The sequence below is a fragment of the Streptomyces sp. NPDC127092 genome, from assembly GCF_042722475.1.
GTDB lineage: Bacteria > Actinomycetota > Actinomycetes > Streptomycetales > Streptomycetaceae > Streptomyces.
Genome location: NZ_JBHXFE010000041.1, coordinates 20,829 through 45,687, shown reverse-complemented (window position 1 = coordinate 45,687; position 24,859 = coordinate 20,829). Strand labels below are relative to the sequence as shown.

Genomic DNA, 24,859 nt, shown 5'->3' with positions numbered 1-24,859 from the left:
GGGCCTATCCTGCCGCGTCGCCGTCCTCGGCGGCCAGCGCGAGCGCGGTGCCCACCAGCCCGATGTGGCTGAAGGCCTGCGGGAAGTTCCCCAGCTGGCGGCCCGTCACCGGGTCGTACTCCTCGGCCAGCAGACCCACGTCGCTGCACAGCCCGGCGAGGCGCTCGAACAGCTCCCGCGCCTCCTCCGTCCGGCCGGTCAGCCGCAGCGCGTCCGCCAGCCAGAACGAGCACACCAGGAACGTGCCCTCCTGCCCCGGCAGTCCGTCGACGGAGACGCCCTCCGTCGAGTAGCGGCGCAGGAAGCCGCCGTGCATCAGCTCGGCCCGCACCGCGTCGATCGTCCCCTTCACCCACGGGTCGTCCGGCGGCAGGAAGCCCACCAGCGGGATCAGCAGCGTCGCCGCGTCCAGCTCGCGCGAGCCGTACGCCTGCGTGAAGGTGTTCCGGTCCGGGTCGTAGCCCTTCGCGCACACCTCCGCGTGGATCTCGTCCCGCATCGCCCGCCAGCGCGCCGCGTCGCCCGGCAGCGAGGGATCCTCCTCGAGGGTGCGCACCGCCCGGTCCGCCGCCACCCAGGCCATCACCTTGGAGTGCACGAAGTGCCGGCGCGGCCCGCGGACCTCCCACAGTCCCTCGTCGGGCTCCCGCCAGGTCGACTCCAGGAAGCCCAGCAGGCTCAGCTGGAGGTTCCAGGCGTGCCGCTCCGGCGGGATCCCGGCCTTCCGCGCCCGGAACAGCGAGTCCATGACCTCGCCGTAGACGTCGAGCTGGAGCTGCTCGACGGCCGCGTTCCCGATCCGTACGGGTGCCGAGTCCGCGTAGCCGCGGAGCCAGGGCAGCGTCGTCTCGGGCAGCCGGCGCTCTCCGGCGGGCCCGTACATGATCTGGAGGTCGGCCGGGTCGCCGGCCACCGCGCGCAGCAGCCAGTCGCGCCAGGCCGCCGCCTCCTCGACGTAGCCGGCGGACAGCAGCGCGCCGAGCGTCAGCGAGGAGTCCCGCAGCCAGCAGGCCCGGTAGTCCCAGTTGCGGACGCCGCCGAGCTCCTCCGGCAGGGAGGTGGTGGGCGCGGCGACGATGCCGCCGGTCGGTGCGTAGGTGAGCGCCTTCAGGGTGATCAGGGAGCGGACGACGGTCTCCCGGTAGGGGCCCGTGTACGTGCAGCGGGCGGCCCACTCGCGCCAGTCGGCGAGCGAGTGCTCCAGGGCCTCGAACGGGTCGACGAGCTCCGGCCGCGGTTCGTGCGAGGGGTGCCAGGTGAGGACGAACGCGACCTGCTCGCCCGCCCGGACGCTGAACGAGGAGCAGGTCGCGTACTGCTGGCCCCAGGTCTTCACCGGCGGCTCGCTGCGCAGCCACACCGAGTCGGGCCCGGCGACGGCCACCCGGTGGCCGTCGGCCCTGCGCACCCACGGCACGATCGAGCCGTAGTCGAAGCGCAGCCGCAGCACGGCGCTCATCTCGACGGTCCCGCCGAGGCCCTCGACGATCCGGACGACGTCGGGCGCCTTGTCCCGCTGCGGCATGAAGTCGACGACCTTGACCGTGCCGGTGCGGGTCTCCCAGACGGTCTCCAGGACCAGGCTGTCCTCGGCGTACCGGCGGCTCGAACAGGTCGTGGCGCCCTTGGGCGCGAGCCGCCAGTGGCCGTTGTTCTCGTCGCCGAGGAGGGCGGCGAAGCAGGCGGCGGAGTCGAAGCGGGGGAGACACAGCCAGTCGATCGACCCGTCGCGGCCGACGAGCGCGGCGGTCTGGAGATCGCCGATGAGGGCGTAGTCGTCGATACGTTGCGTCACGCTTTGGGCTGTTCCCGGAAGCGGCGACGGTCAATCAGCCCGGGCTCCCGCCGCGCGGGGCCGGCGCGGTTCTCAGGCCGTCGCCCCGGCGGGCTCGGGCGTCCCTTCCGCCTCGTCCGCCGTGCGGGCCGCCGCCTCCCGGTCGCGCTTCTCGCGGCGGACCAGGATCACCCAGCCGACCGGGACGCCGGCGGTGAACAGCCACCACTGGATCGCGTACGCCATGTGCGCGCCGATCGAGTCGTGGTCGGGGTCGGGGATCTGCTCGGGGGTGTCGCCGGCCGGCGCCGGAGCGGTCTGCTCGATGTAGCCGCCGACCACGCTCCGGCCGAGCAGCGCCGCCTGCTGCCCGCTGTTGATCAGCATGACCTGACGGTCCGGCAGGCCCTTCAGGTCCTTGATGCCGCTGGCACCGGTGGTCTCGTCCGCCATCAGCCGGCCCGTGACGGTGACCTCGCCCTTCGGCGCGGGCGGCACCTCCGGGTAGGCGCGCTGGTCGTCCGCGGCCGGGATCCAGCCGCGGTTGACCATGACCACCTTGCCGTCCTTCAGGACCAGCGGGGTCAGGACGTGGAAGCCGACCCGCTCGTCCGACGAGACACGGCGGCGCACGACGACCTCGTGCGCGGTGTCGAAGGTGCCGGTGGCGGTCACGTGCCGCCAGTAGTCGGCGCGCGGGACGGTGTGCCCGGGCGAGGTGAGCTTCTCGACGGGGACGGGCTCGGCCGCGAGGTTGTCCGCGATCAGGGTGTTCTGGGCGACCCGGCGCTCGTGCCGGTGGAACTGCCAGAAGCCCAGCTCGATCATCACGGGGATGAGGACGAGGGCCACGAGGGTGAGGATCACCCACTGCCGGGACAACAGGAAGCGGTACACCCCATGACCGTACAACTCGGGCCACGGGGTGACCGCACGGGGGTTCCGGTCACCGGGGCCGGTGACCGGAGGATCATGCAGAGGATCGTTTCGTCACACCTTGTCGACGATGCCCACCCTCCCCTCCGCGCGAGCGCAGTGGCCGCCGCAGTACCAGCTGCCCTGGACCTCGACGCCCTGGCCGATGATCTGGACCCGGCAGTGCTCGCAGATGGGCGCCATGCGGTGGATGGCGCAGGCGAAGCAGTCGAAGACGTGCACCGCGCCCTGCGCGTGCACCTCGAAGGACATGCCGTAATCGTTTCCGCAGACCTCACAACGTGCCATGCGCCACAGGGTGGGGCCACGGGCGGGCGAAGGCCGGGCGGCGCGCCCGGCCCGCGCCGGCCCGTCACTCGTCTGCCGTCGTCACTCGTCTGCCGGGGCCACGTCGCGCAGCAGCTGGGTGAAGGCCGCCTCGTCGACGACCGGAGTGCCGTACGACTTCGCCTTCAGGGTCTTGCCGGTGGCCGAGTCCGGATCGTTGGTGACGAGGAGGCTGGTGAGCCGCGACACACTGCTCGCCACGTGCAGGCCCGCCTCGACGGCCCGGTCCTCCAGGAGTTCGCGGTCGATCGAGGTGTCGCCCGAGAACGCCACCCTCATGCCCTGCTTGAGCGGTTTGTCCGACTCGTAACGTCCGGGGTTCGGATACGGGCACGGCGGCCGCTTCCGCGAGGGCCGCCAGGTGTTCGCCCGGTACGAGGCCTGGTACCCGATCCGCGGCCGCTCCGGGGCCGGCGCCCACTCGGTCAGCGGCCGGCACTCGAGCAGCGGCAGCCGCACGTTCCGCTCGGCGGCGGCGTGCAGGCTCGGCCGGAACGCCTCCGCGAGCACCCGGGCGTCGTCGAGCGCGTTGTGCGCCCGCTGCTGCACGACGCCGAAGTGCGCGGCCAGCGACTCCAGCTTGTGGTTCGGCAGCGGCAGCGACAGCTCCTTCGACAGGGCGATGGTGCACAGCCGCTGCCGCACGGGTGCGGCGCTCTCCGCCCGCGCGTACTCGCGGGCGATCATCTGCCAGTCGAACATCGCGTTGTGCGCGACGAGCACCCGCCCGTCCAGCCGCGCCGAGAACTCCTCCGCGATCTCCGGGAAGAGCGGCGCGCCTTCGAGGACGTCGCTGGTGAGTCCGTGGATCCACACCGGCCCCGGGTCGCGCTCGGGGTTGACCAGCGTGTACCAGTGGTCCTCCACGTTCCCCTGGGCGTCCAGCCGGTAGACGGCAGCCGACACTATCCGGTCGTCGCGGGCGAGGCCGGTGGTCTCCACGTCGACGACCGCGTACCCCTGTGGGTACGCGGCCGGCCAGGTCGCTGCTGTCGTACGGTCGTCGAGCATGGTCACTGAGAATACGGCCCGCGACCGACAGCGCCGCCCCCGGTGTCCGGTTTCATGGCCGGATCCGCTCGGTCCCGTTGCGCAGAAGACCCGTCACCAGCGCCCGTACCGCCACCGGGAACAGCTGCTCGGTGTCGACCGGGGCCGCGAGCGCGCGGGCCAGGGCCGGGTCCTCCGGCCCGTCGGTGCCGGCGGTGGTCTGTGCCGCCCACAGCTCCGTCTCGGCGGGCGACTGGGCGGGGGAGCGCTCGCGGTTGCGCTCGACCAGGACGTGGCCGACGACCTGGAACTGGACCGCGCGGACCAGTTCGGCGGCCCGGGCGCCGCGCAGTCCGGCCGCGTGGGCCTCGTGCACCAGGGCGCGCTGGGCGGGCAGGAACATGCGCTCCGTCAGCCCGCGTTCGTGGACCATCGCGACCAGGTGCGGGCGCTCGCGCAGCGCGCGGCGCAGCAGGACGGCCACCGAGACGATCCGCTCGGCCGGGTCGGCGCCGTGCGGGCGGAGGGTGCCGAGGTCGGCGACGGTGCGCTCGACGAGGGCGTCGAGCAGCGACTCGCGGTTGCCGACGTGCCAGTAGATCGAGGTGACGGCGGTGCCGAGCTCGGCGGCGAGGCGGCGCATCGTGAGGGCGGCCGGGCCGTGCTCCCTGACCAGGGCGGCGGCCGCGTCCAGGACCTCGTCGCGGGTCAGCGCGCTGCGTGCCATCGGTTCTGGTCCCCCAACTCTCCTGTGTGCACGGGCCTTTACCCTTCCGGCACCCCGGTGTAACTGTGTTACAGGCCGATGCCTTCCCGAAGGGTGGTACGTCATGGCACGAGTACGGTACGGGGCGCGCACCGAGGCGGAGATCGCCGCGACCCGTGCACGCAGCGCCGGGCTTCCCGACATCTGGTCCACCGGGGTCGTCGCCGTCTGGGAGACCGACCCGGACGTCGTGGCGGCCGTGCTGCCGCCGCCGCTCAAACCCACCGGACGCCCGCTGGTCCGCGTCAGCGTCAGCAAGGTCGACCTGCCCGGCTACCCGCTCGGCGCCGGATCCGTCGCCGTCGCCGCCGCCCACGGCGACCAGGAGGGCTGGTACCCGCTGGTCATGCCGATGACCCACGAGCGCGCCCTCACCGGCGGGCGCGAGGTCTTCGGCGAGCCGAAGAAGCTCGGCGAGGTCCTCGTCGAACGCGACGGCCTGGTGGTCCGCGCCTCGCTCGCCCGGCACGGCATCGCCTTCGTCGAGGTGCGCGGCGCGGTCTCCGGCGAACTGCCGCCGCCCGAGCCCGCCGAGAAGACCGACTTCTACTTCAAGTTCCTGCCCGCCGTGGACGGTTCCGGCTTCGACGGCGACCCCGTCCTCGTCCACTGCGTGCGCAACGAGAAGGTGCGGAAACTGGAGAGGATCACCGGCGACGTCGTGCTGCGCGAGTCGATGTACGACCCGGTCGCCGACCTCGCGGTGCACCGGCTCGTCGAGATCACCATCGGCGAGAAGACCACCGACCAGAAGGGCCGGGTCGTCGAACGCGTCAGCGCCCAGGACCTCCTGCCCTACCTCCACCAGCGCTACGACGACCCGCGGCAGGCGCTCGACGCGCCGCCGGAAGGGAGCGCCGGCTGATGGAACTCCGCGAGGGACAGGTCGCCGTCGTCACCGGCGCGGCGAGCGGCATCGGCCTCGCCATGGCCCGCCGCTTCGCCGCCGAGGGCCTCGCGGTGGTCCTCGGCGACATCGAGGAGGCGCCGCTCGCCAGGGCCGCCGAGGAGCTGATGGAGGAAGGGGCGCAGATCCTCGCCCGCACCGTCGACGTCAGCGAGCCCGACTCCGTACGCGCCTTCGCCGACGCCGCGTACGAGACCTTCGGCGCCGTCCACGTGCTGTGCAACAACGCGGGCGTCGGCTCCGGCGCCGAGGGCCGCATGTGGGAGCACGAGCCGAACGACTGGAAGTGGGCCTTCGCCGTCAACGTGTGGGGCGTCTTCCACGGCATCCAGGCCTTCGTGCCGCGCATGCTCGCCGGCGGCGAGCCGGGCCACGTCGTCAACACCTCCTCCGGCGACGGCGGCATCGCCCCGCTGCCCACGGCCTCCGTCTACGCCGTCACCAAGTCCGCCGTCGTCACCATGACCGAGTCGCTCTACGCGCACCTGAAGGCCGAACGGGCCCGCGTCGGCGCCTCGGTCCTCTTCCCCGGCCCGCACATGCTGCGCACCGGCCTGTGGGAGTCGCACCGCAACCGGCCCGCGCGCTTCGCCAAGGAGCGCCCGCGCAGGACCCCGTACCGCAGCCTCGACCAGTGGGAGGCCGCGATGAAGGAGGCCGGGCACGAGGTCGCCTTCACGCCGGTCGAGGAGGTCGCCGGGCACGTCGTCGACGGGATCAGGGCCGACCGGTTCTGGATGCTGCCGGCGAGCGAGCACAGCGACCGGCAGATCAGGGCGCGCTCGCAGTCGATGCTCGACCGCGCCGACCCGTCCTACCTGGAGAGCTTCATCCTCGACTGACTGGGCCGGCGACTGACCGGCCCGAGGGGGCTGCACGATGAGCTACGAGGATCCGTATCTGATCATCTCGTCCGACTGCCACGCCGGGCTTCCCACCGAGGAGTACCGGCCCTATCTCGACTCCCGCTTCCACCGCGACTTCGACGAGTTCCTGGCCGGCCGGGACGCCCGCCGCGAGGCCATGACCCGGCTCGGGGTGCGCAACGAGGCCTTCGCTGACAAGTGGTTCCACGACAACGAGGAAGGGCTGCGGGGCGGCTGGGACGCCGCGCAGCGCATCAAGGAGCTCGACGGCGACGGCGTGGCCGCCGAGGTCGTCTTCCCGGACGCGGACGCCGTCGACAGCCGGACCGCCGCGCCCTTCGGCGTCGGCCTCGGCCTCTCCGGCGACCAGGACCCGGAGCTCGGCATGGCGGGCGCGCAGGCGCACAACCGCTGGCTCGCCGAGTTCGTGTCCCGGCATCCCGAGCGGCACTGCGGCGTCGCCCTGCTGCCGGTCACCGCCGAACCGGCCGTCGTGGTCGCCGAGATCCACCGGGCCAGGGAGTCCGGGCTCGGCGCGCTGATGATCCCCTCCATGTGGGTGGACAAGGCGCCTTACCACGACCGGCGTTACGACCCGGTGTGGGCCGCCGCGGCCGAGACCGGCATGCCGCTGGTCACCCACTCGGGAGCGGCGCCGCGCGAGGAGTACGGCGACCACCTCGGCATCTACGTCTCCGAGGTCACCTGGTGGCCGGCCCGGCCGCTGTGGTTCCTGCTCTGGTCCGGCGTCTTCGAACGCCACCCCGGGCTGCGCTTCGGCGTCGCCGAGTCCGGCTGCTGGTGGCTGCCGAACCTGCTGTGGTTCATGGACCGGCTCTACCTGGGCGCGCACGGCGGCAAGAAGCTGTCGCCGTTCGCCGAGCTGAAGCGCCCGCCGAGCGAGTACCTCGACCGGCAGGTCTTCGTCTGCGCCACCAACACCAAGCGGCGCGAGCTCGCCCAGCGCTACGAGATCGGCGTCGACAACATCCTGTGGGGCTCCGACTTCCCGCACCCCGAGGGCACCTGGCCCAGCACGCGCGCCTGGCTGCGGAACACCTTCCACGACATCCCGGTGGCGGAGACCCGGCGGATCCTCGGCCTGGCCGCCGCCGAGGTCTTCGGCTTCGACGTCGCGAAGCTGGACCCGATCGCCCGGCGCATCGGCCCCACGCCCGCCGAACTCGGCCAGAGCGCCGACCAGTCCGCCGTCGAGGCGTCCTGGGCCCGGTCCCGCGAGGTCGGGCGGCACTGGCTCACCGAGCACGACTTCCCGGCGATCGGAGTCACCTCATGACCGACCGTTACACCGTCATCTCCGCCGACTGCCACGCCGGCGCGGACCTGCTCGACTACAAGCCGTACCTGGCGAAGAAGCACCACGACGACTTCGACGCCTGGGCGGCGACCTACGTCAACCCGTACGAGGACCTTCTCGCCGACACCGCCGACCGCAACTGGAACTCGCGGCGCAGGCTGCGCGAACTGGAGGCGGACGGCATCGTCGCCGAGGTCGTCTTCCCCAACACCATCCCGCCGTTCTTCCCCAAGGCCTCGCTGATGGCGCAGCCGCCGAGCCGCGCCGACTTCGAGCAGCGCTGGGCCGGCCTCCAGGCGCACAACCGCTGGCTCGCCGACTTCTGCGCGGACGCGCCGGGGCGGCGGGCGGGCGTGGCGCAGATCCTCCTCAACGACGTGGACGCGGCGGTCGCCGAGATCCGCCGGACCCGCGAGGCCGGGCTCACCGGCGGCATCATGCTCCCCGGCGCGCCGCCCGGCTCGCCCGTACCGGAGCTGCACTCGCGGGCGTACGACCCGATCTGGGCGGTCTGCGCGGAACTCGACGTCCCGGTCAACCACCACGGCGGCTCCGCCTCACCGCCGCTCGGCGACGAACCCGCCGCGCGGGCGGTGTTCATGGTGGAGACCACCTGGTTCTCGCACCGGGCCCTGTGGCACCTGATCTTCGGCGGGGCCTTCCGCCGCCACCCGGGCCTGAAGCTGGTCCTCACCGAGCAGGGCTCGGGCTGGATCCCGGGCGTGCTCGACATGCTGGACTACTACCACGGACGCCTCGTCGCGGCCTCGGCCCGGGCCGCCACCGCGGAGTCCAAGTTCGGCGCCGGACTCGCCGAGTCCATGGGCAAGGGCCCCAGCGAGGTGTGGCGGGACAACTGCTTCGTCGGCGCGAGCTTCATGCGCCCGCACGAGGTGCCGCTGCGCGAGCGGATCGGCCTCGACAAGATCATGTGGGGCAGCGACTACCCGCACGACGAGGGCACCACCCCGTACTCCCGCGAGGGCCTGCGCATCGCCTACGCCGGGCTGCCGCGCGACGAGGTCGCCGCCATGGTCGGCGGCAACGCGGCCCGCGTCTACGGCTTCGACCTCACCCTCCTCGACGGCCTGGCCGCCGTCCACGGCCCGTCCGTCGAGGAGATCGCCCGGCCGCTGGAGAAGGTCCCCGAAGGCGCGACCAGCCCCGCCTTCGCCCCGGGCGGGTCGGTCCGCGTCTGGTGACGCACCGGGTGCGACCCTCCAGGGGTGACTGAAGCCCCCGCACACGACGAGGCCCACGGCCTCGGCTCCCGGCTCAACTGGCTCCGGGCCGCCGTGCTCGGAGCCAACGACGGAGTCGTCTCCACCGCGGGCCTCGTCGTCGGCGTGGCGGGCGCGACCGAGTCCCGGTCCGCCCTCCTCACCGCCGGCCTCGCCGGTCTCCTTGCCGGCTCCATGTCCATGGCGGCGGGGGAGTACGTCTCCGTCTCCACCCAGCGCGACTCCGAGAAGGCCGCGCTCGCCCAGGAACGCCGCGAGCTGCGCGAGCAGCCCGAGGTCGAACTCGCCGAACTCACCCAGCTCCTCGCCCGCCGCGGCCTGTCCCCGGACGTCGCCCGCGAGGCCGCCGAGCAGCTCACCGAACGCGACGCCCTGCGCGCCCACGCCCGCGTCGAACTGGGCATCGACCCCGACGAACTCACCAACCCCTGGCACGCGGCCGGCGCCAGCTTCCTCGCCTTCACCGCCGGCGCGCTCCTCCCGCTCCTGGCGATCGTCCTGCCCCCGGCCGCCCACCGCCTGTGGATCACGGTCCTCTCCGTCCTGGCTGCCCTGACCCTCACCGGCTGGTCCTCCGCCCGCCTCGGCGCCGCCCCCACCACCCCCGCCATCCTCCGCAACGCCTGCGGCGGCGCCCTCGCGATGGCGGTGACGTACGCGGCGGGATCACTGCTGGGGGCGGCGGGGGTCTAGGGCCTGTCCGGCCCTGGAACCGCTCCGGCTGCCCCCGCTCCGTTTCCGGGGCATGCTGGCCTGTGTCGCGGTGCGGTGCCCGCCGGCCGGCGGAGTTCTCGGCGCGATGTACGGTGAACGTCGTACGAAGAGCTGAGCCAGCGAGGACCCATGCGCGCCACCACCATTCACGCCCCCTTCGACATGCGCGTGGAGGACGTGCCCGACCCCGTGGTCCAGGAGGCCACGGACGTCGTCGTCCGCGTCGTGCGCGCCTGCATCTGCGGCAGTGACCTGTGGGCCTACCGCGGCGAGTCCGCTCGGAAGCCCGGACAGCGGATCGGCCACGAGTTCCTCGGGATCGTGGAGGAGACGGGCGCCGACGTCCGCGGCTTCGCCAGGGGCGACCTCGTCGTCGCGCCCTTCGTGTGGTCCGACGGCACCTGCGACTACTGCGCCGAGGGCCTGCAGACCTCCTGCCCGAACGGCGGCTTCTGGGGCTCCGTCGGCTCCGACGGCGGGCAGGGCGAGGCCGTACGGGTGCCCTTCGCCGACGGCACCCTCGTGAAGCTGCCCGCCGACGCCGCCTCCGACGACCACCTGCTCACCGCGCTGCTCGCGCTCTCCGACGTCATGGGCACCGGCCACCACGCCGCCCTCGGCGCCGGCGTGCGCGAGGGCGTCACCGTCGCCGTCGTCGGTGACGGCGCGGTCGGCCTGTGCGGCGTCCTCGCCGCCCGGCGGCTCGGCGCCGAGCGGATCATCGCCCTCGGCCGCCACACCGCCCGCACCGACATCGCCCGGGCCTTCGGCGCCACCGACGTCGTCGCCGAGCGCGGCGAGGCAGCCGAGGCCGCCGTGCGCGAGCTCACCGGCGGCCACGGCGCCCACGCCGTGATCGAGGCCGTCGGCACCGAGCAGTCCATGCGCACCGCCGTGAACATCACCCGCGACGGCGGCTCCGTCGGCTACGTCGGCGTCCCGCACGGCAGCCACACCGGCCTCGACCTGTCCGTCATGTTCGACCGCAACATCGCCCTGCGCGGCGGCGTCGCCCCGGTCCGCGCCTACATCCCCGAGCTGCTGCCGGACGTCCTCGACGGCACGATCGACCCCTCCCCGGTGTTCGACCTCACCGTCGGCCTCGACGGCGTCCCCGGCGGCTACAAGGCGATGGACGAGCGCACCGCCCTGAAGGTCCTCGTCACGCCGTGACCCGGGCCGCGGTTCACGCCGTGGTCCACTCCGGGGCGTCCGCGCCCGCCACGCCCGGCGGGCGCGACCAGTCCGCCGGGCCGCCCTCGTACGAGACGGGGGAGAGCGCGTACCGCAGCCGGCCCAGCGGGCCGTCCGACTCCCGGAGGTGGTGCTCCGGCTCGTACCGGGGCAGGCCGTGCGTCAGCCAGTGCCCGGTCTGCGCGAGCGCCAGGCGTACGAGGCGGGTGCCGCCGTCCCGGTCCTGCTCGGTCAGCGCGCGCAGCACCGCCGCCGCGAGCAGATAGCCGGTGCCGTGGTCCAGGGCCTGCGCGGGCAGCGCGCCCGGCTCGGCCGCCGAGCCCTCCACGGCCGCGATGCCCGTCGCCACCTGCACCAGGCTGTCGAAGCCGCGCCGCTCCCCCCAGGGCCCGTAGTCGCCCCAGGCCGAGAGCCGGGCGACGACCAGGCCGGGCCGGTGCAGGTCGAAGCGGTCGAGCGCGCCCGGGCGGTAGCCGGTCACCAGCACGTCCGCCGCGTCGAGGAGTTCGCCGAAGGTGCGCCGGTCGGACGGGCTGTCCAGGTCGAGGGCCGCCGTCCGCTTCCCGACATCGGTGTCCGCGTGCGCGTCGGGCAGTTCGGGACGGCCCGGCGGGTCGATCCGCAGCACGTCCGCGCCCAGCAGGGCGAGCGTCCGGGTGGCCACCGGGCCCGCGATGACCCGCGTGAGGTCGAGCACCCGCAGCGGCCCGCCGGAACGCCGCCTCGGCGCCGCCTCGTCGAGCCGTTCCCGGCTCACCGGCGGGCGCGCCGCCACCGCCCGGCCCTGCTCGTGCGCCGCCCACTCCGCGGGCGTGCGCAGGGCGACCGCCAGGCCTCCGGCCGCGTACACCGCCGTCTCGACCTCGACCGCCTTCCGCTCGGCGATCGCCGCCGCCACCGCCTCCACGGAGTCGTCCGTGCCCAGCGCGGCCTGCAACGCCGCCTGGTGATACGGGTAGTTGGCGTGGGTGCGCACCCAGCCGTCGGCCGCCCGCCAGAAACGCGAGAGCGGCGCGAAGGACACCGGCACCCGGCCGTCCACCCGCAGGTGCCGCTCGCTCACGAAGGCCGTCGCCACCGCCCCGTCGTCCACCCGGACCCGGCCCGGCAGCCCGGCCCGTTCCACCGCGGCCAGCGAGCAGACCGCGACCGTCGCCCGCGCCAGGTCCATCACCGGCAGGCGGGCCGGCAGCAGTCCCGAGACCCCGCCGTAGTCCACCCGGTCGAGCAGGGCGGGATCGCCGCCCAGGGCCGACCACAACGACTCCGTACCCGTACGCACTGTGCTGTCCATGGGGAAACTATGAACCGCCCGTGGCACTCAGTGCCACGGGCGGTTCGTCCAAGACCTGTCCGCTTACTTCCGGACGGCGTCCAGCGCGTCCACGATGCCGGCTCCGTAGAAGCCGTTCTTCTTGTCCGCGCCCTCCTCGCACACGGCGTCGACGGTGCCGTCGCCGTTGATGTCGTACGGGTTGGTGCACGCGTGCTCGTCCGCCTGCGCGTACAGCAGCGCCTTCAGCGCCGCCGGGCTCGCGTACGGGTGGGTCGACTTCAGCAGCGCCAGGACGCCCGCCGCGTGCGGCGAGGCCATCGACGTGCCGGCCTTGTAGTTGTAGCCGCCGTTGACCGTGGTCGACAGGATGCGGCCGTTGACCGCCGGCGCGTCGGGGGTCTGGTACTCGGTGCGGTCGCCGCCCGGTGCCGCGACGTCGATGACGTCGGCACCGTAGTTGGAGTAGGACGCCTTCAGGTCCTTGGCGCCGGTCGCGGAGACCGTCACCACGCCCGGCAGCATCGCCGGGTAGTCGAAGCACTCCCGCGGGTCGATGTCACGGGTGACCGCCGTGGTGTCGTTCGGGCTGGTCGTGTCCCTGATCGTGTCGGCCGCCAGGTCGAACTTGGAGTTGCCGGCCGCCGCCACGTTGACGGTGCCCTTCTTCTCCGCGTAGCGGGTCGCGCGGGTGACCGCCTCGACGAGGGCCTTCTGGTCCTCGTCGTTCTTGCAGGCGAACATCCACGGGTCGGTGTAGTAGCTGTTGTTCGTGATGTCGATGCCGTGCTCGGCCGCCCACACGAAGCCGCAGACCACGGCCTCGGTGTAGAAGAAGCCGTCGGGCGTCGACACCTTGATGCCGGCCAGCTTCACGCCCGGCGCGACACCGGTGACGCCGATGCCGTTCTTGGCGGCGCCGATGGTGCCCGCGACGTGCGTGCCGTGGTCGCTCTCGCCCTTCATGGGGCGCCACGAGCCGGGCGTCGTGTCGGCCTTGCCGCTCACGCAGTTGGCGGAGGCGGCGGCGTCGAAGTTCGGCGCCAGGTCCGGGTGGGTGTCGTCGACACCGGTGTCGATGATGGCGACCGTGACGTTCTTGCTGCCGAGGGTCTTCTTGTGGGCCTGGTCGGCCTTGATGGCCGGCAGGTCCCACTGCAGGGGCTCCATCGGGTCCTGACCGTCCGTGGCGGCGGCAGCGGCGGCCTTCACCTCGGCCGGGGTGAGCTCCTGCGAGCCCTCGTCCACGGAGGTGTCCGTCGCGGCGGACAGCGGCGCCGTACGGGTCGCGCCGGCCGACACCACGCCGCGCACCGTGCGGATCGTCTGCGCGAACTCCGGGTTCTGCGAGTGGACGACGATCACGCCGATCCGGTCGTACGACACGACCACCTCGCCGCCGGCGGCGGCTATCGCCTTCTTCACCGACGCGCCCGTCCAGGGGCTGTTGTCGATGTTGACGACGTACGACAGCTTCGGGCCGTTCGTGACGACGGCGGCCGTCGGGAGGTCGCTCAGCTCCGCGGCGGACGCGGCGCCGGCGGGCAGGAAGCCGAGCGAGGCCGTGAGCGCGAGGCCGGCCGGCAGAGCGAGTACTCGGCCGCGCCTCGATCCCAGATGAGCCATGGGTTCTCCACATCATCCGTATGTACCGCCCGGGCGCCGATTGCGCGCGGGCAGGCATGACGAGTGAAGTTATCGCCGATCTTCCCCGGCCTTCAATGAGTTGAGAGGACTTGATGAAGATCATGGAAGAGAAAACCACTCTCGTGAACCACTTCGCGGTGCGTTCCGTGCCGTTGAGCAGGGGAGGAGCTCCGATCGGAGCCCCGGTTCCGCACCCCTGGTGAGGCCCCCTTGACCCAGTCGTCCGCCCCCGCGTCACGAGGAGAGTCCGTGGCTACCGAAGCACCGCCGCCGCCGAGAGACGGAGGCGGGACCCACAGCGGTCCCGTCCAGCCCACGACGGAACAGTTCGTCGAGGTCCAGGAAAGCGCGGAATTCGGCGAACTGCGCCGTACGTACCGTTCCTTCGCCTTTCCTCTGACCATCGCCTTCATCGCCTGGTACCTGCTCTACGTGCTGCTCTCGAACTACGCGGGCGGCTTCATGGGCACCAAGGTGTTCGGCAACGTCAACATGGCCCTGGTCCTCGGCCTCGGCCAGTTCGCCACCACGTTCCTCATCGCGTGGCTCTACTCCCGCCACGCCGCCGACCGGCTCGACCCGAAGGCCGAGGCCATCAAGGACCGCATGGAGGCCGACGCATGAGCAGCACCCTCCAGGCGGTGGCCGTCCCCCTCGCCGCGGGCAGCGCCACCAGCGAGCACCGCCCGCTGATCATCACGCTCTTCGCGGCCTTCGTCGTCGCCACCCTCGTCATCACCGTCTGGGCCGGCCGGCAGACCCGCAGCGCCGCCGACTTCTACGCGGGCGGCCGGCAGTTCACCGGCTTCCAGAACGGCCTGGCGATCTCCGGCGACTACATGTCCGCCGCGTCCTTCCTCGGCATCGCCGGCGCCATCGCCCTGTTCGGCTACGACGGCTTCCTCTACTCGATCGGCTTCCTCGTCGCCTGGCTGGTCGCGCTGCTCCTGGTCGCCGAACCGCTGCGCAACTCCGGCCGGTTCACCATGGGCGACGTCCTCGCGTACCGGATGCGCCAGCGGCCCGTCCGCACCGCCGCCGGCACCTCCACCATCGTCGTCTCGATCTTCTACCTGCTCGCCCAGATGGCCGGCGCCGGCGTCCTCGTCTCGCTGCTGCTCGGCATCACCAGCGACGGCGGCAAGGTCGCCATCGTCGCCCTCGTCGGCGTCCTGATGATCGTGTACGTGACGATCGGCGGCATGAAGGGCACCACCTGGGTGCAGATGGTCAAGGCCGTGCTGCTCATCGCCGGCACGCTCCTGATCACCTTCCTCATCCTGTGGAAGTTCCACTTCAACGTCTCGGAGCTGCTCGGCGCGGCCGCCACCAACAGCGGCAAGGGCGACGCCTTCCTGGAGCCCGGCCTCAAGTACGGCGCCACCGCCACCTCGAAGCTGGACTTCTTGTCGCTCGGCATCGCGCTCGTCCTCGGCACGGCCGGCCTGCCGCACATCCTCATCCGCTTCTACACGGTGCCGACCGCCAAGGCCGCCCGTAAGTCCGTCAACTGGGCCATCGGCATCATCGGCGCCTTCTACCTGATGACGATCGTCCTCGGCTTCGGTGCCGCAGCCCTGCTCAAGAACAGCGACATCATCGCCTCCAACAAGGCCGGCAACACCGCGGCCCCGCTCGCCGCCCTGGAGATCGGCGGCGGCGCCGGCTCGACCGGCGGCGCGATCCTGCTCGCGGTCATCTCCGCCGTGGCCTTCGCGACCATCCTCGCCGTCGTCGCCGGCCTCACCCTGGCCTCGTCCTCGTCGTTCGCGCACGACATCTACGCCAACGTCATCCGGCGCGGCAAGGCCACCGAGCAGGAGGAGGTACGGGCCGCCCGCTGGGCCACCGTCCTCATCGGCGTCGTCTCGATCGCGCTCGGCGCCCTCGCCCGCGACCTCAACGTCGCCGGCCTGGTCGCGCTCGCCTTCGCCGTCGCCGCCTCCGCCAACCTGCCGACGATCCTCTACAGCCTCTTCTGGAAGCGGTTCACCACCACCGGAGCGCTCTGGTCGATCTACGGCGGTCTGATCTCCGCGGTCGTCCTGGTGCTGTTCTCGCCGGTCGTCTCCGGCAAGCCGACCTCCATGTTCAAGACCGTCGACTTCTACTGGTTCCCGCTGGAGAACCCGGGCCTGGTCTCCATCCCGCTCGGCTTCCTGCTCGGCTGGCTCGGCTCGGTCCTCTCCAAGGAGGAGCCGGACAAGGGCAAGTACGCGGAACTCGAGGTCAAGTCCCTCACCGGCGTCGGAGCGCACTGAGTCGTATACGTTCCGCTTCCGTCCGGCGGCCGCGTCGTAGAGTTCTACGACGCGGCCGTCCCGGTCCTCGTGACAATCGGCCCGTGCCCGATGTCATAGGGGTCACGTAGGCTCGAACGAGAAGCGAACCGGAACGCCGACCGGCGGACGGAAAGCCCACCGGAAGAAGGGGGAGGGGCCCAGTGCTCATCGACACCTACGGCCGAGTCGCCACCGACCTGCGTGTTTCCCTCACCGACCGGTGCAACCTGCGCTGCACGTACTGCATGCCGGAAGAGGGCCTGCAGTGGCTGGCCAAGCCCGACCTGCTCACCGACGACGAGATCGTCCGCCTGATCCGCATCGCCGTCACCGACCTCGGCGTCACCGAGGTCCGCTTCACCGGTGGTGAGCCGCTGCTCCGCCCCGGCCTCGTCGGCATCGTCGAGCGCTGCGCCGCGCTGGAGCCCCGGCCCAAGATGTCCCTGACCACCAACGGCATCGGGCTCAAGCGCACCGCCGCCGCCCTCAAGGCGGCCGGCCTCGACCGGGTCAACGTCTCCCTCGACACCCTGCGCCCCGAGGTCTTCAAGACCCTCACCCGCCGCGACCGCCACCACGACGTGATCGACGGCATGGCCGCCGCCCGCGACGCCGGCCTCACGCCGGTCAAGGTCAACGCGGTCCTCATGCCGGGGCTCAACGACGACGAGGCCCCCGACCTCCTGGCCTGGGCGATCGAGCAGGACTACGAGCTGCGCTTCATCGAGCAGATGCCGCTGGACGCCCAGCACGGCTGGAAGCGCGACGGCATGATCACCGCCGGCGACATCCTGGAGTCGCTCCGCACCCGCTTCGAGCTGACTCCCGAGGGGTCCGAGGAGCGCGGTTCCGCGCCGGCCGAGCGCTGGGTCGTCGACGGCGGCCCGCACACCGTCGGCGTCATCGCCTCCGTCACCCGCCCGTTCTGCCGGGCCTGCGACCGGACCCGGCTCACCGCCGACGGCCAGGTGCGCACCTGCCTGTTCGCCACCGAGGAGACGGACCTGCGGGCGGCGCTGCGCTCGGACGCGCCGGACGCCGTGATCGCCGAGATCTGGCGGAAGGCCATGTGGGGCAAGAAGGCCGGCTCGGGTCTGGACGACCCGAGCTTCCTCCAGCCCGAGCGTCCGATGTCAGCGATCGGCGGCTGACTCGTCCCACTCGGCGAGCGGCACGACGTCCTTCAGGAAACCCCGTACGCCCAGGAACTGGGAGAGGTGCTCGCGGTGCTCCTCGCACGCGAGCCAGGTCTTGCGCCGCTCCGGCGTGTGCAGCTTGGGGTTGTTCCAGGCGAGGACCCAGACGGCATCCGCCCGGCAGCCCTTCGCGGAACAGATCGGCTTCTCTTCGCTCACTGGACCCAGAATCACCTGATCATTGTCCAGCAAGGGCGATGCCGAGCAGCCACGGGGGGAGCTGCCCGGCATCGGTCCGTCGCTCCGACGGGGGATGCGGAGCGCGTAGGCAGTATGTCACGGGAAATGGGGTGCGGTGCAGCGGAACTTCATGATTGATCTGAGCTTTTCCTGAGCATTCCGCTGGCCATTGCTTCACCCTGCGTGATCATTGCGGATGCACGGGCTTTCCGCCCGCGATTCCGCTCCGGCTTCCGTTTCCGCCGTCATATTCGCCCGCGATTCCGCCTTCTCCTCGCCCTCCGGGCCCTGCGCGGCCCGCTCGCCGGGGCCGAGCGCCGGCAGCACCGGCGTGGGGATGAAGGTCGACGGGAGGGAGGGCGCGCTCTCCCGGCCGGCGTTGGCGATCACCACGGCGATGTACGGGAGCACAGCTCCGAGCACCAGCGCGACGATCGCGACGTGCCGCTCCACGTTCCACAACGAGGCGGCGGCGATCACGGACAGGGTACGGATCGACATCGAGACGACGTAACGACGCTGCCGGCCCCGCACGTCGTCGGCGAGGCCCTGCCGGGCACCGGTGATCCGGAAGACCTCGGTCCCGCCACGCTTCCGCATCACATTCCACCACCCGACGGCCGTGCCGGACCCTCCCCGGTCCGGACCTCCTTCCACGGTACGCCCGCCGTCCCGGCCGCAGGAGGCCGGGGCACGTATGGCGCCGTCCGACATGCGCCGTATGGCCGAGGGGCCGAGACTGGGCACACACCCGCACGAGGAGGCGACGATGGGTTGGTTGTGGGCGATCATTGTGGGCCTGGTCCTCGGCCTGATCGCGAAGGCGATCCTGCCGGGCAAGCAGCAGATCCCACTCTGGCTGACGACCGTGTTCGGCATTCTGGGCAGCGTGCTCGGCAACGCGGTGGCGACCTGGATCGGAGTCAACGACACCAAGGGCATCGACTGGACCCGTCACCTCTTCCAGCTCATCGGCGCGGTCGCCGTCGTCGGGGTCGGCGACATGCTGTGGGCCTCGATCAAGGGCACCAGACAGCGGGCCTGAGGGCCTGACCGGGGCACCCGCCCCGACGCACGACACACCGGAGGCCCGGTACGGCGCAGAGCGCGCGTACCGGGCCTCCGGTCATGCCGTACCCGGTCCCGTACGGGATTCCCGTACCCGGGCCGTACGAGCTCGGGCCGTACGGGATCAGCCGGCGACGACCTCGATCGCCGCCAGGTTCTTCTTGCCGCGGCGCAGCACCAGCCAGCGCCCGTGCAGCAGGTCGTCCGCCGACACCTCGGCGTCCTCGGCGGTCACCTTGACGTTGTTCACGTAGGCGCCGCCCTCCTTCACGGTGCGGCGGGCCGCCGACTTGCTCGCCACCAGGCCCACCTCGGCGAACAGGTCCACGACCTGACCCAGCTCCGTCACGCGCGCGTGCGGCAGCTCGGAGAGCGCCGCGGCCAGCGTCGCCTCGTCGAGCTCGGCGAGCTCGCCCTGACCGAACAGCGCCTTGGAGGCGTCGATCACGGCCCGGCACTGGTCCGCGCCGTGCACCAGGGTGGTGAGCTCCTCGGCGAGCGCCCGCTGGGCCGCACGGGCCTGCGGCCGCTCGGCCGTCAGCTTCTCCAGCTCCTCCAGCTCCTCGCGGGACTTGAAGGACAGGATCCGCATGTACGTGGAGATGTCACGGTCGTCCACGTTCAGCCAGAACTGGTAGAACGCGTACGGCGTGGTCATCTCCGGGTCCAGCCAGACGGCGCCGCTCTCGGTCTTGCCGAACTTGGTCCCGTCGGCCTTCACCATCAGCGGCGTCGCGAGCGCGTGGACGTGCGCCTCCGGCTCCAGCTTGTGGATCAGGTCGAGCCCCGCCACCAGGTTGCCCCACTGGTCGGAGCCGCCCTGCTGCAGCGTGCAGCCGTAGCGCCGGTACAGCTCCAGGAAGTCCATGCCCTGGAGCAGCTGGTAGCTGAACTCGGTGTAGCTGATGCCCTGCTCGGACTCCAGACGGCGGGCGACGGAGTCCTTGGTCAGCATCTTGTTGACCCGGAAGTGCTTGCCGATGTCCCGCAGGAACTCGATCGCCGACAGACCGGCGGTCCAGTCCAGGTTGTTCACCATGATCGCGGCGTTCTCGCCCTCGAAGGACAGGAACGGCTCGATCTGCGACCGCAGCCGGTTCACCCAGTTCGCGACCGTCTCCGGGTCGTTCAGGGTGCGCTCGGCGGTCGGCCGCGGGTCACCGATCTGACCCGTGGCCCCGCCCACCAGCGCCAGCGGCCGGTGCCCGGCCTGCTGGAGCCGGCGGACGGTGAGCACCTGGACCAGGTGGCCGACGTGGAGACTGGCCGCGGTCGGGTCGAAGCCGCAATAGAACGTGACGGGACCGTCCGCGAGCGCCTTGCGCAGGGCCTCTTCGTCGGTGGACTGGGCGAAGAGCCCGCGCCACTTCAGCTCGTCGACGATGTCGGTCACGTCGTCCGTCTCCTCATGCTCATGGGGACAATCTCATCAGCCAGTCTAGGCGGGTCAGACGCCCTTGCTGACCGAGCTCATGTTGAAGTCCGGCACCCGCAGCGCGGGCATCGCGGCCCGGGTGAACCAGTCGCTCCACTCGCGCGGCAGGGTGTTCTCCGTCCGGCCCGCCTCGGTGGCCCGCGACAGCAGGTCGACCGGCGACTCGTTGAACCGGAAGTTGTTCACCTCGCCGACCACCTCGCCGTTCTCGACCAGGTAGACGCCGTCCCGGGTGAGGCCGGTGAGCAGCAGCGTCGCCGGGTCGACCTCGCGGATGTACCAGAGGCAGGTCAGCAGCAGTCCGCGCCCGGTGGCGGCGACCATCTCGTCCAGGGAGCGCTCGCCGCCGCCGTCCAGGATCAGGTTCCCGGCCGTGGGCGCCATCGGCAGCTTCGTGAGCTCCGAGGTGTGCCGGGTGGTGAGCAGCCGGTGCAGCTTCCCGTCCCGTACCCAGTCCACCTGCGGCACCGGCAGACCGTTGTCGAAGACCGAGGATTCGTCGCCCGAGGCGTGGGAGATCACGAACGGCGCGGACTCCAGGCCCGGCGCGTGCGGGTCGCTGCGCAGGGTCAGCGGCAGCGGCGACAGCGTCTCGCCGATCCGGGTGCCGCCGCCGGGCTTGGAGAAGACCGTCCGGCCCTCCACCGCGTCCCGGGCCGCCGAGGACCACAGCTGGTAGATCATCAGGTCGGCCACGGCGGTCGGCGGCAGCAGCGTCTCGTAGCGCCCGGCCGGCAGGTCGATCCGGCGCTCCGCCCAGCCGAGCCGGGTGGCGAGCTCGGCGTCCAGCGCCGCCGGGTCCACGTCCGTGAAGTCCCGGGTCGCGCGCCCGGCCCACGCGGAGCGGGTGCGGTCCGGAGACTTGGCGTTGAGCTCGAGGGTGCCGTTCGGCTGGTCGTGGCGCAGCCGCAGGCCCGTGGAGGTGCCCACGTAGGTGGAGGTCAGCTCGTGGTTGGCGAAGCCGTACAGCTCCCGGCCGCCCGCCCGGGCGCGGGCGAAGGCCTCGCCCAGTGCCGGCGCGAAGGCGTCGAAGACCGCGGAGGCGGTCTCGGCCGGGTCGTCGGTGAAGTCGGGCGACGCGGGCACGCCCTCCACCAGCGGCTGCGCGTCCTCGGCCGGACCGGCCGCCCGCGCGGCCGCCTCGGCGGCCCGCACCAGCGGCTCCAGGTCGTCGGCGGTCACCGCCGAGCGCGACACCACACCGGAGGCGGTGCCCTGGCCGCCGTCCACGGTGGCGACCACGGTCAGCGTGCGGCCCCGGGTGACGCCGTTGGTGGTGAGCGCGTTCCCGGCCCAGCGCAGGTTCGCCGAGGACTGCTCGTCGGCGATGACGACACACCCGTCGGCGCGGGACAGCTCCAGGGCCCGCTCGACGATCTCGTACGGCTTGCTGACGCGGCTCATCGACCGGCCTCCTGCGTCGTGTTGAGGCTGTGCTTACCCGGGGGACGACCCCCGGACCCCCAGCAAAGGTTGTGGCGCGCGTTCATCGACCGGCCTCCTGCGTCGTGTTGAGGATGTTCACACCCCGGAACAGGGCGGACGGGCAGCCGTGGGAGACCGCGGCGACCTGGCCCGGCTGGGCCTTGCCGCAGTTGAACGCGCCGCCGAGGACGTACGTCTGGGGGCCGCCGACCTGCTCCATGGAGCCCCAGAAGTCGGTGGTCGTCGCCTGGTACGCGACGTCCCGCAGCTGGCCCGCCAGGCGGCCGTTCTCGATGCGGAAGAAGCGCTGCCCGGTGAACTGGAAGTTGTAGCGCTGCATGTCGATCGACCAGGAGCGGTCGCCGACCACGTAGATGCCGCGCTCCACGCCGCCGATCAGGTCCTCCGTCGACAGACCGCCCGGGTCCGGCTGGAGCGACACGTTGGCCATCCGCTGCACCGGCACGTGGGCGGGCGAGTCGGCGAAGGCGCAGCCGTTGGAGCGGCCGAGGCCGGTCAGCTTCGCGATGCGGCGGTCGAGCTGGTAGCCGACGAGCGTGCCGTCCTTCACCAGGTCCCAGGACTGCGCCTCGACGCCCTCGTCGTCGTAGCCGATGGTCGCCAGCCCGTGCTCGGCGGTCCGGTCACCGGTCACGTTCATGATCGAGGAGCCGTACGCCAGCTTGCCCAGCTGGTCGAAGGTGGCGAAGGAGGTGCCCGCGTACGCCGCCTCGTAGCCGAGGGCCCGGTCCAGCTCGGTGGCGTGGCCGATCGACTCGTGGATGGTCAGCCACAGGTTGGACGGGTCCACGACCAGGTCGTAGCGGCCGGCCTCGACGCTCGGCGCCCGCATCTTCTCCGCGAGCAGCTCGGGGATCTCGTCCAGCTCCTTGTCCCAGTCCCAGCCGGTCCCCGTCAGGTACTCCCAGCCCCGGCCGACCGGCGGCGCGATCGTCCGCATCGAGTCGAACTCGCCGCTGGTGGGGTCCACGGCGACGGCCGTGAGGTGCGGGTGCAGCCGGACCCGCTGCTGGGTGGTGACGGTGCCCGCCGTGTCCGCGTAGAACTTGTTCTCGAAGACGGTGAGCAGCGAGGCGTCCACGTGCGCCACGCCGTCCGCGCGCAGCAGCCGGGCGCTCCACTCGGCGAGCAGCCCGGTCTTCTCCTCGGAGGAGATGGTGAACGGGTCGATCTCGTACGAGGAGATCCACACCTTGTCCGCGTGCACCGGCTCGTCGGCGAGCTCGACCCGCTCGTCCGATCCGGCCGCCGCGATCACCTTCGCCGACAGCTTCGCCATGGCGACCGCCTGCGAGGCGACGCGCGCGGCCCCGTCCATGGTCAGGTCCACCCCGGACGCGAAGCCCCACGCGCCGCCGTGCACCACCCGCACCGCGTAGCCGAGGTCCGTGGTGTCCGACGAGCCCGAGGGCTTGGCGTCCCGCAGCCGCCACGCGGCGCTGCGCACCCGCTCCAGGCGGAAGTCGGCGTGCTCGGCGCCGAGCGCCCGAGCCCGCGCGAGCGCCGCGTCGGCCAGCGCCCGCAACGGAAGCTGGGTGAAGGCTTCGTCGAGGGAATGGGTCCCAGATTGCACAGCTGTCTCCTGTCGTGTGAGACCGGTCGCCTCCGATCATGTCGTGCTTTCGGGCGTGATGCCCAGGCCTTTCTGTAGGGACCCGACAGCGACGCCCGGACGCCACTGTCAGGGCCCGATTCTCCGTATCCCGGAAGGGACCGATAGGTTTTCGGCATACCAGACCGCTATCGAAAGGGTGATCCGTTGAGCCGCTCGGTTCTCGTCACCGGAGGCAACCGGGGCATCGGCCTCGCCATCGCCCGCGCGTTCGCCGAGGCCGGCGACAAGGTCGCGATCACGTACCGCTCGGGCGACCCGGCGGAGCTCGAGAAGGCCGGTTTCCTCGCCGTCAAGTGCGACATCACCGACTCCGAGCAGGTGGAGCAGGCCTACAAGGAGATCGAGGAGAAGCACGGCCCGGTCGAGGTCCTCGTGGCCAACGCCGGCGTGACCAAGGACCAGCTCCTCATGCGCATGTCCGAGGAGGACTTCACGTCCGTCCTCGACACCAACCTCACCGGCACCTTCCGGGTCGTGAAGCGCGCCAACCGCGGCATGCTGCGCGCCAAGAAGGGCCGCGTCGTGCTGATCTCCTCCGTCGTCGGCCTGCTCGGCTCGGCGGGCCAGGCGAACTACGCCGCCTCCAAGGCGGGTCTGGTCGGTTTCGCGCGGTCCCTCGCCCGGGAGCTCGGCTCGCGCAACATCACCTTCAACGTCGTCGCGCCCGGTTTCGTCGACACCGACATGACCGCGGTGCTCACCGATGAGCAGCGCGCCGGCATCGTCTCCCAGGTTCCGCTGGGCCGCTACGCGCAGCCGGAGGAGATCGCCGCCACGGTGAAGTTCCTCGCCTCGGACGACGCCTCGTACATCACTGGAGCCGTCATCCCGGTTGACGGCGGATTGGGCATGGGTCACTGATCACATGAGCGGAATTCTCGAGGGCAAGCGCATCCTGATCACCGGTGTGCTGATGGAGTCCTCCATCGCCTTCCACGCCGCCAAGCTGGCTCAGGAGCAGGGCGCGGAGATCATCCTCACCGCGTGGCCGCGGCCGACGCTCACCGAGCGCATCGCCAAGAAGCTGCCCCAGCCCGACAAGGTGAAGGTCCTGGAGCTCGACGTCTCCAACGACGAGCACCTGGCGCGTCTGGAGGGCCAGGTCCGCGAGCACCTCGGCGACCGTCTGGACGGCATCGTCCACTCCATCGGTTTCGCCCCGCAGGACGCGCTCGGCGGCAACTTCCTCAACACGCCGTTCGAGTCCGTGGCCACCGCCATGCACGTCTCGGCCTTCTCCCTGAAGTCCCTGACCATGGCGCTGCTGCCGCTGATGAGCGAGGGCGGCTCGGTCGTCGGCCTCACCTTCGACGCGAAGTTCGCCTGGCCGCAGTACGACTGGATGGGCCCGGCCAAGGCCGCCCTGGAGGCCACCAGCCGGTACATGGCGCGCGACCTCGGCAAGCAGGACATCCGCTGCAACCTGGTCTCGGCCGGCCCGCTCGGCTCGATGGCCGCGAAGTCCATCCCGGGCTTCTCGGACCTGGCCAGCGTCTGGGACAGCCGTTCCCCGCTCACGTGGGACCTGTCCGACCCGGAGCCGGCCGGCCGCGCCATCGTGGCGCTGCTCTCCGACTGGTTCCCGAAGACGACCGGCGAGATCGTCCACGTCGACGGCGGCCTGCACGCCATCGGCGCCTGACGCCCGTCTTCCGTAGGGCTCGCGAGGGCCGTGCGCCTGCTC

The 24,859-nt window shown here is 71.9% G+C and carries 24 protein-coding genes; 12 read left to right on the top strand and 12 right to left on the bottom strand.

What is annotated here, in order from left to right; all coding sequences use genetic code 11:
* Positions 1 to 4: 4 nt before the first annotated feature.
* The 5 genes from ACFWJO_RS28730 to ACFWJO_RS28710 form a co-directional block, all read right to left on the bottom strand.
* Positions 5 to 1,795, bottom strand: a complete 1,791-nt coding sequence (locus ACFWJO_RS28730) for a glycoside hydrolase family 15 protein (RefSeq protein WP_386869723.1) — start codon at positions 1,793 to 1,795, stop codon at positions 5 to 7.
* A gap of 72 nt (positions 1,796 to 1,867) precedes the next feature.
* Positions 1,868 to 2,671 (bottom strand): SURF1 family protein, encoded by an 804-nt coding sequence (locus ACFWJO_RS28725; protein WP_386869721.1) that lies wholly within the window; start codon positions 2,669 to 2,671, stop codon positions 1,868 to 1,870.
* A gap of 93 nt (positions 2,672 to 2,764) precedes the next feature.
* On the bottom strand, positions 2,765 to 2,998 hold the full coding sequence (locus ACFWJO_RS28720) for a hypothetical protein (RefSeq protein WP_384413216.1): 234 nt from the start codon (positions 2,996 to 2,998) through the stop codon (positions 2,765 to 2,767).
* 81 nt (positions 2,999 to 3,079) lie between these two features.
* Complete coding sequence (locus ACFWJO_RS28715) at positions 3,080 to 4,054, bottom strand: DEDDh family exonuclease (RefSeq protein ID WP_384413219.1); 975 nt, start codon at positions 4,052 to 4,054, stop codon at positions 3,080 to 3,082.
* A gap of 46 nt (positions 4,055 to 4,100) precedes the next feature.
* Positions 4,101 to 4,754, bottom strand: coding sequence for a TetR/AcrR family transcriptional regulator (locus ACFWJO_RS28710; protein ID WP_386869718.1), 654 nt, complete (start codon positions 4,752 to 4,754; stop codon positions 4,101 to 4,103).
* Positions 4,755 to 4,857: 103 nt separating this feature from the next.
* Between ACFWJO_RS28710 and ACFWJO_RS28705 the strand changes: the two genes are divergently transcribed.
* The 6 genes from ACFWJO_RS28705 (at position 4,858) to ACFWJO_RS28680 (ending at position 11,012) form a co-directional block, all read left to right on the top strand.
* The gene (locus tag ACFWJO_RS28705; protein WP_386869716.1) at positions 4,858 to 5,658 is read left to right on the top strand and encodes an acetoacetate decarboxylase family protein; all 801 of its coding nucleotides are present in this window, start codon (positions 4,858 to 4,860) and stop codon (positions 5,656 to 5,658) included.
* Complete coding sequence (locus ACFWJO_RS28700; protein WP_386869714.1) at positions 5,658 to 6,542, top strand: SDR family NAD(P)-dependent oxidoreductase; 885 nt, start codon at positions 5,658 to 5,660, stop codon at positions 6,540 to 6,542. Before ACFWJO_RS28705 ends, ACFWJO_RS28700 begins: the two co-directional genes overlap by 1 nt.
* Positions 6,543 to 6,579: 37 nt before the next feature.
* Positions 6,580 to 7,863: an amidohydrolase family protein gene (locus ACFWJO_RS28695; RefSeq protein WP_386869712.1), complete on the top strand. Its 1,284-nt coding sequence runs from the start codon at positions 6,580 to 6,582 to the stop codon at positions 7,861 to 7,863.
* On the top strand, positions 7,860 to 9,086 hold the full coding sequence (locus tag ACFWJO_RS28690) for an amidohydrolase family protein (protein WP_386869710.1): 1,227 nt from the start codon (positions 7,860 to 7,862) through the stop codon (positions 9,084 to 9,086). Before ACFWJO_RS28695 ends, ACFWJO_RS28690 begins: the two co-directional genes overlap by 4 nt.
* Before the next feature lie 24 nt (positions 9,087 to 9,110).
* The gene (locus ACFWJO_RS28685) at positions 9,111 to 9,818 is read left to right on the top strand and encodes a VIT family protein (protein WP_386869708.1); all 708 of its coding nucleotides are present in this window, start codon (positions 9,111 to 9,113) and stop codon (positions 9,816 to 9,818) included.
* 150 nt (positions 9,819 to 9,968) lie between these two features.
* Positions 9,969 to 11,012, top strand: coding sequence for a zinc-dependent alcohol dehydrogenase family protein (locus tag ACFWJO_RS28680; RefSeq protein ID WP_386869706.1), 1,044 nt, complete (start codon positions 9,969 to 9,971; stop codon positions 11,010 to 11,012).
* 13 nt (positions 11,013 to 11,025) lie between these two features.
* Here ACFWJO_RS28680 and ACFWJO_RS28675 read toward each other — a convergent pair whose 3' ends face one another.
* On the bottom strand, positions 11,026 to 12,327 hold the full coding sequence (locus ACFWJO_RS28675) for a CoA transferase (protein WP_386869704.1): 1,302 nt from the start codon (positions 12,325 to 12,327) through the stop codon (positions 11,026 to 11,028).
* A gap of 63 nt (positions 12,328 to 12,390) precedes the next feature.
* Entirely contained in the window at positions 12,391 to 13,932 is a 1,542-nt protein-coding gene (locus ACFWJO_RS28670; protein WP_386869702.1) for a S8 family serine peptidase, read from the bottom strand.
* Between the two features lie 270 nt (positions 13,933 to 14,202).
* Here ACFWJO_RS28670 and ACFWJO_RS28665 point away from each other — a divergent pair, with 270 nt between their 5' ends.
* From ACFWJO_RS28665 to moaA, 3 genes are all read left to right on the top strand, one after another.
* The gene (locus ACFWJO_RS28665; RefSeq protein ID WP_386869700.1) at positions 14,203 to 14,577 is read left to right on the top strand and encodes a DUF485 domain-containing protein; all 375 of its coding nucleotides are present in this window, start codon (positions 14,203 to 14,205) and stop codon (positions 14,575 to 14,577) included.
* Positions 14,574 to 16,214, top strand: coding sequence for a cation acetate symporter (locus ACFWJO_RS28660; protein ID WP_386869698.1), 1,641 nt, complete (start codon positions 14,574 to 14,576; stop codon positions 16,212 to 16,214). Before ACFWJO_RS28665 ends, ACFWJO_RS28660 begins: the two co-directional genes overlap by 4 nt.
* Positions 16,215 to 16,396: 182 nt before the next feature.
* Entirely contained in the window at positions 16,397 to 17,386 is a 990-nt protein-coding gene (moaA, locus tag ACFWJO_RS28655) for a GTP 3',8-cyclase MoaA (RefSeq protein ID WP_386869696.1), read from the top strand.
* On the opposite strand, the gene ACFWJO_RS28650 is transcribed toward moaA, so the two are convergent.
* Positions 17,369 to 17,590, bottom strand: coding sequence for a hypothetical protein (locus ACFWJO_RS28650; RefSeq protein ID WP_384413255.1), 222 nt, complete (start codon positions 17,588 to 17,590; stop codon positions 17,369 to 17,371). The two genes, moaA and ACFWJO_RS28650, sit on opposite strands and share 18 nt — an antisense overlap.
* 195 nt (positions 17,591 to 17,785) lie before the next feature.
* On the bottom strand, positions 17,786 to 18,211 hold the full coding sequence (locus ACFWJO_RS28645) for a DUF3099 domain-containing protein (RefSeq protein WP_386869694.1): 426 nt from the start codon (positions 18,209 to 18,211) through the stop codon (positions 17,786 to 17,788).
* Between the two features lie 169 nt (positions 18,212 to 18,380).
* Here ACFWJO_RS28645 and ACFWJO_RS28640 point away from each other — a divergent pair, with 169 nt between their 5' ends.
* A complete protein-coding gene (locus tag ACFWJO_RS28640) occupies positions 18,381 to 18,656 on the top strand; it encodes a GlsB/YeaQ/YmgE family stress response membrane protein (RefSeq protein WP_384413261.1) in 276 nt (91 codons plus the stop codon).
* Positions 18,657 to 18,803: 147 nt separating this feature from the next.
* On the opposite strand, the gene tyrS is transcribed toward ACFWJO_RS28640, so the two are convergent.
* From tyrS to ACFWJO_RS28625, 3 genes are all read right to left on the bottom strand, one after another.
* Entirely contained in the window at positions 18,804 to 20,072 is a 1,269-nt protein-coding gene (tyrS, locus tag ACFWJO_RS28635) for a tyrosine--tRNA ligase (protein ID WP_386869692.1), read from the bottom strand.
* A 54-nt stretch (positions 20,073 to 20,126) separates the two neighbouring features.
* On the bottom strand, positions 20,127 to 21,518 hold the full coding sequence (locus tag ACFWJO_RS28630) for a metallopeptidase TldD-related protein (protein ID WP_386869690.1): 1,392 nt from the start codon (positions 21,516 to 21,518) through the stop codon (positions 20,127 to 20,129).
* Between the two features lie 82 nt (positions 21,519 to 21,600).
* Positions 21,601 to 23,133 (bottom strand): TldD/PmbA family protein, encoded by a 1,533-nt coding sequence (locus tag ACFWJO_RS28625; protein ID WP_386869688.1) that lies wholly within the window; start codon positions 23,131 to 23,133, stop codon positions 21,601 to 21,603.
* A 186-nt stretch (positions 23,134 to 23,319) separates the two neighbouring features.
* Here ACFWJO_RS28625 and fabG point away from each other — a divergent pair, with 186 nt between their 5' ends.
* Positions 23,320 to 24,036 (top strand): 3-oxoacyl-[acyl-carrier-protein] reductase, encoded by a 717-nt coding sequence (gene fabG / locus ACFWJO_RS28620; RefSeq protein WP_386869686.1) that lies wholly within the window; start codon positions 23,320 to 23,322, stop codon positions 24,034 to 24,036.
* Between the two features lie 4 nt (positions 24,037 to 24,040).
* Positions 24,041 to 24,817: an enoyl-ACP reductase FabI gene (fabI, locus tag ACFWJO_RS28615; RefSeq protein WP_386869685.1), complete on the top strand. Its 777-nt coding sequence runs from the start codon at positions 24,041 to 24,043 to the stop codon at positions 24,815 to 24,817.
* Positions 24,818 to 24,859 lie beyond the last annotated feature (42 nt).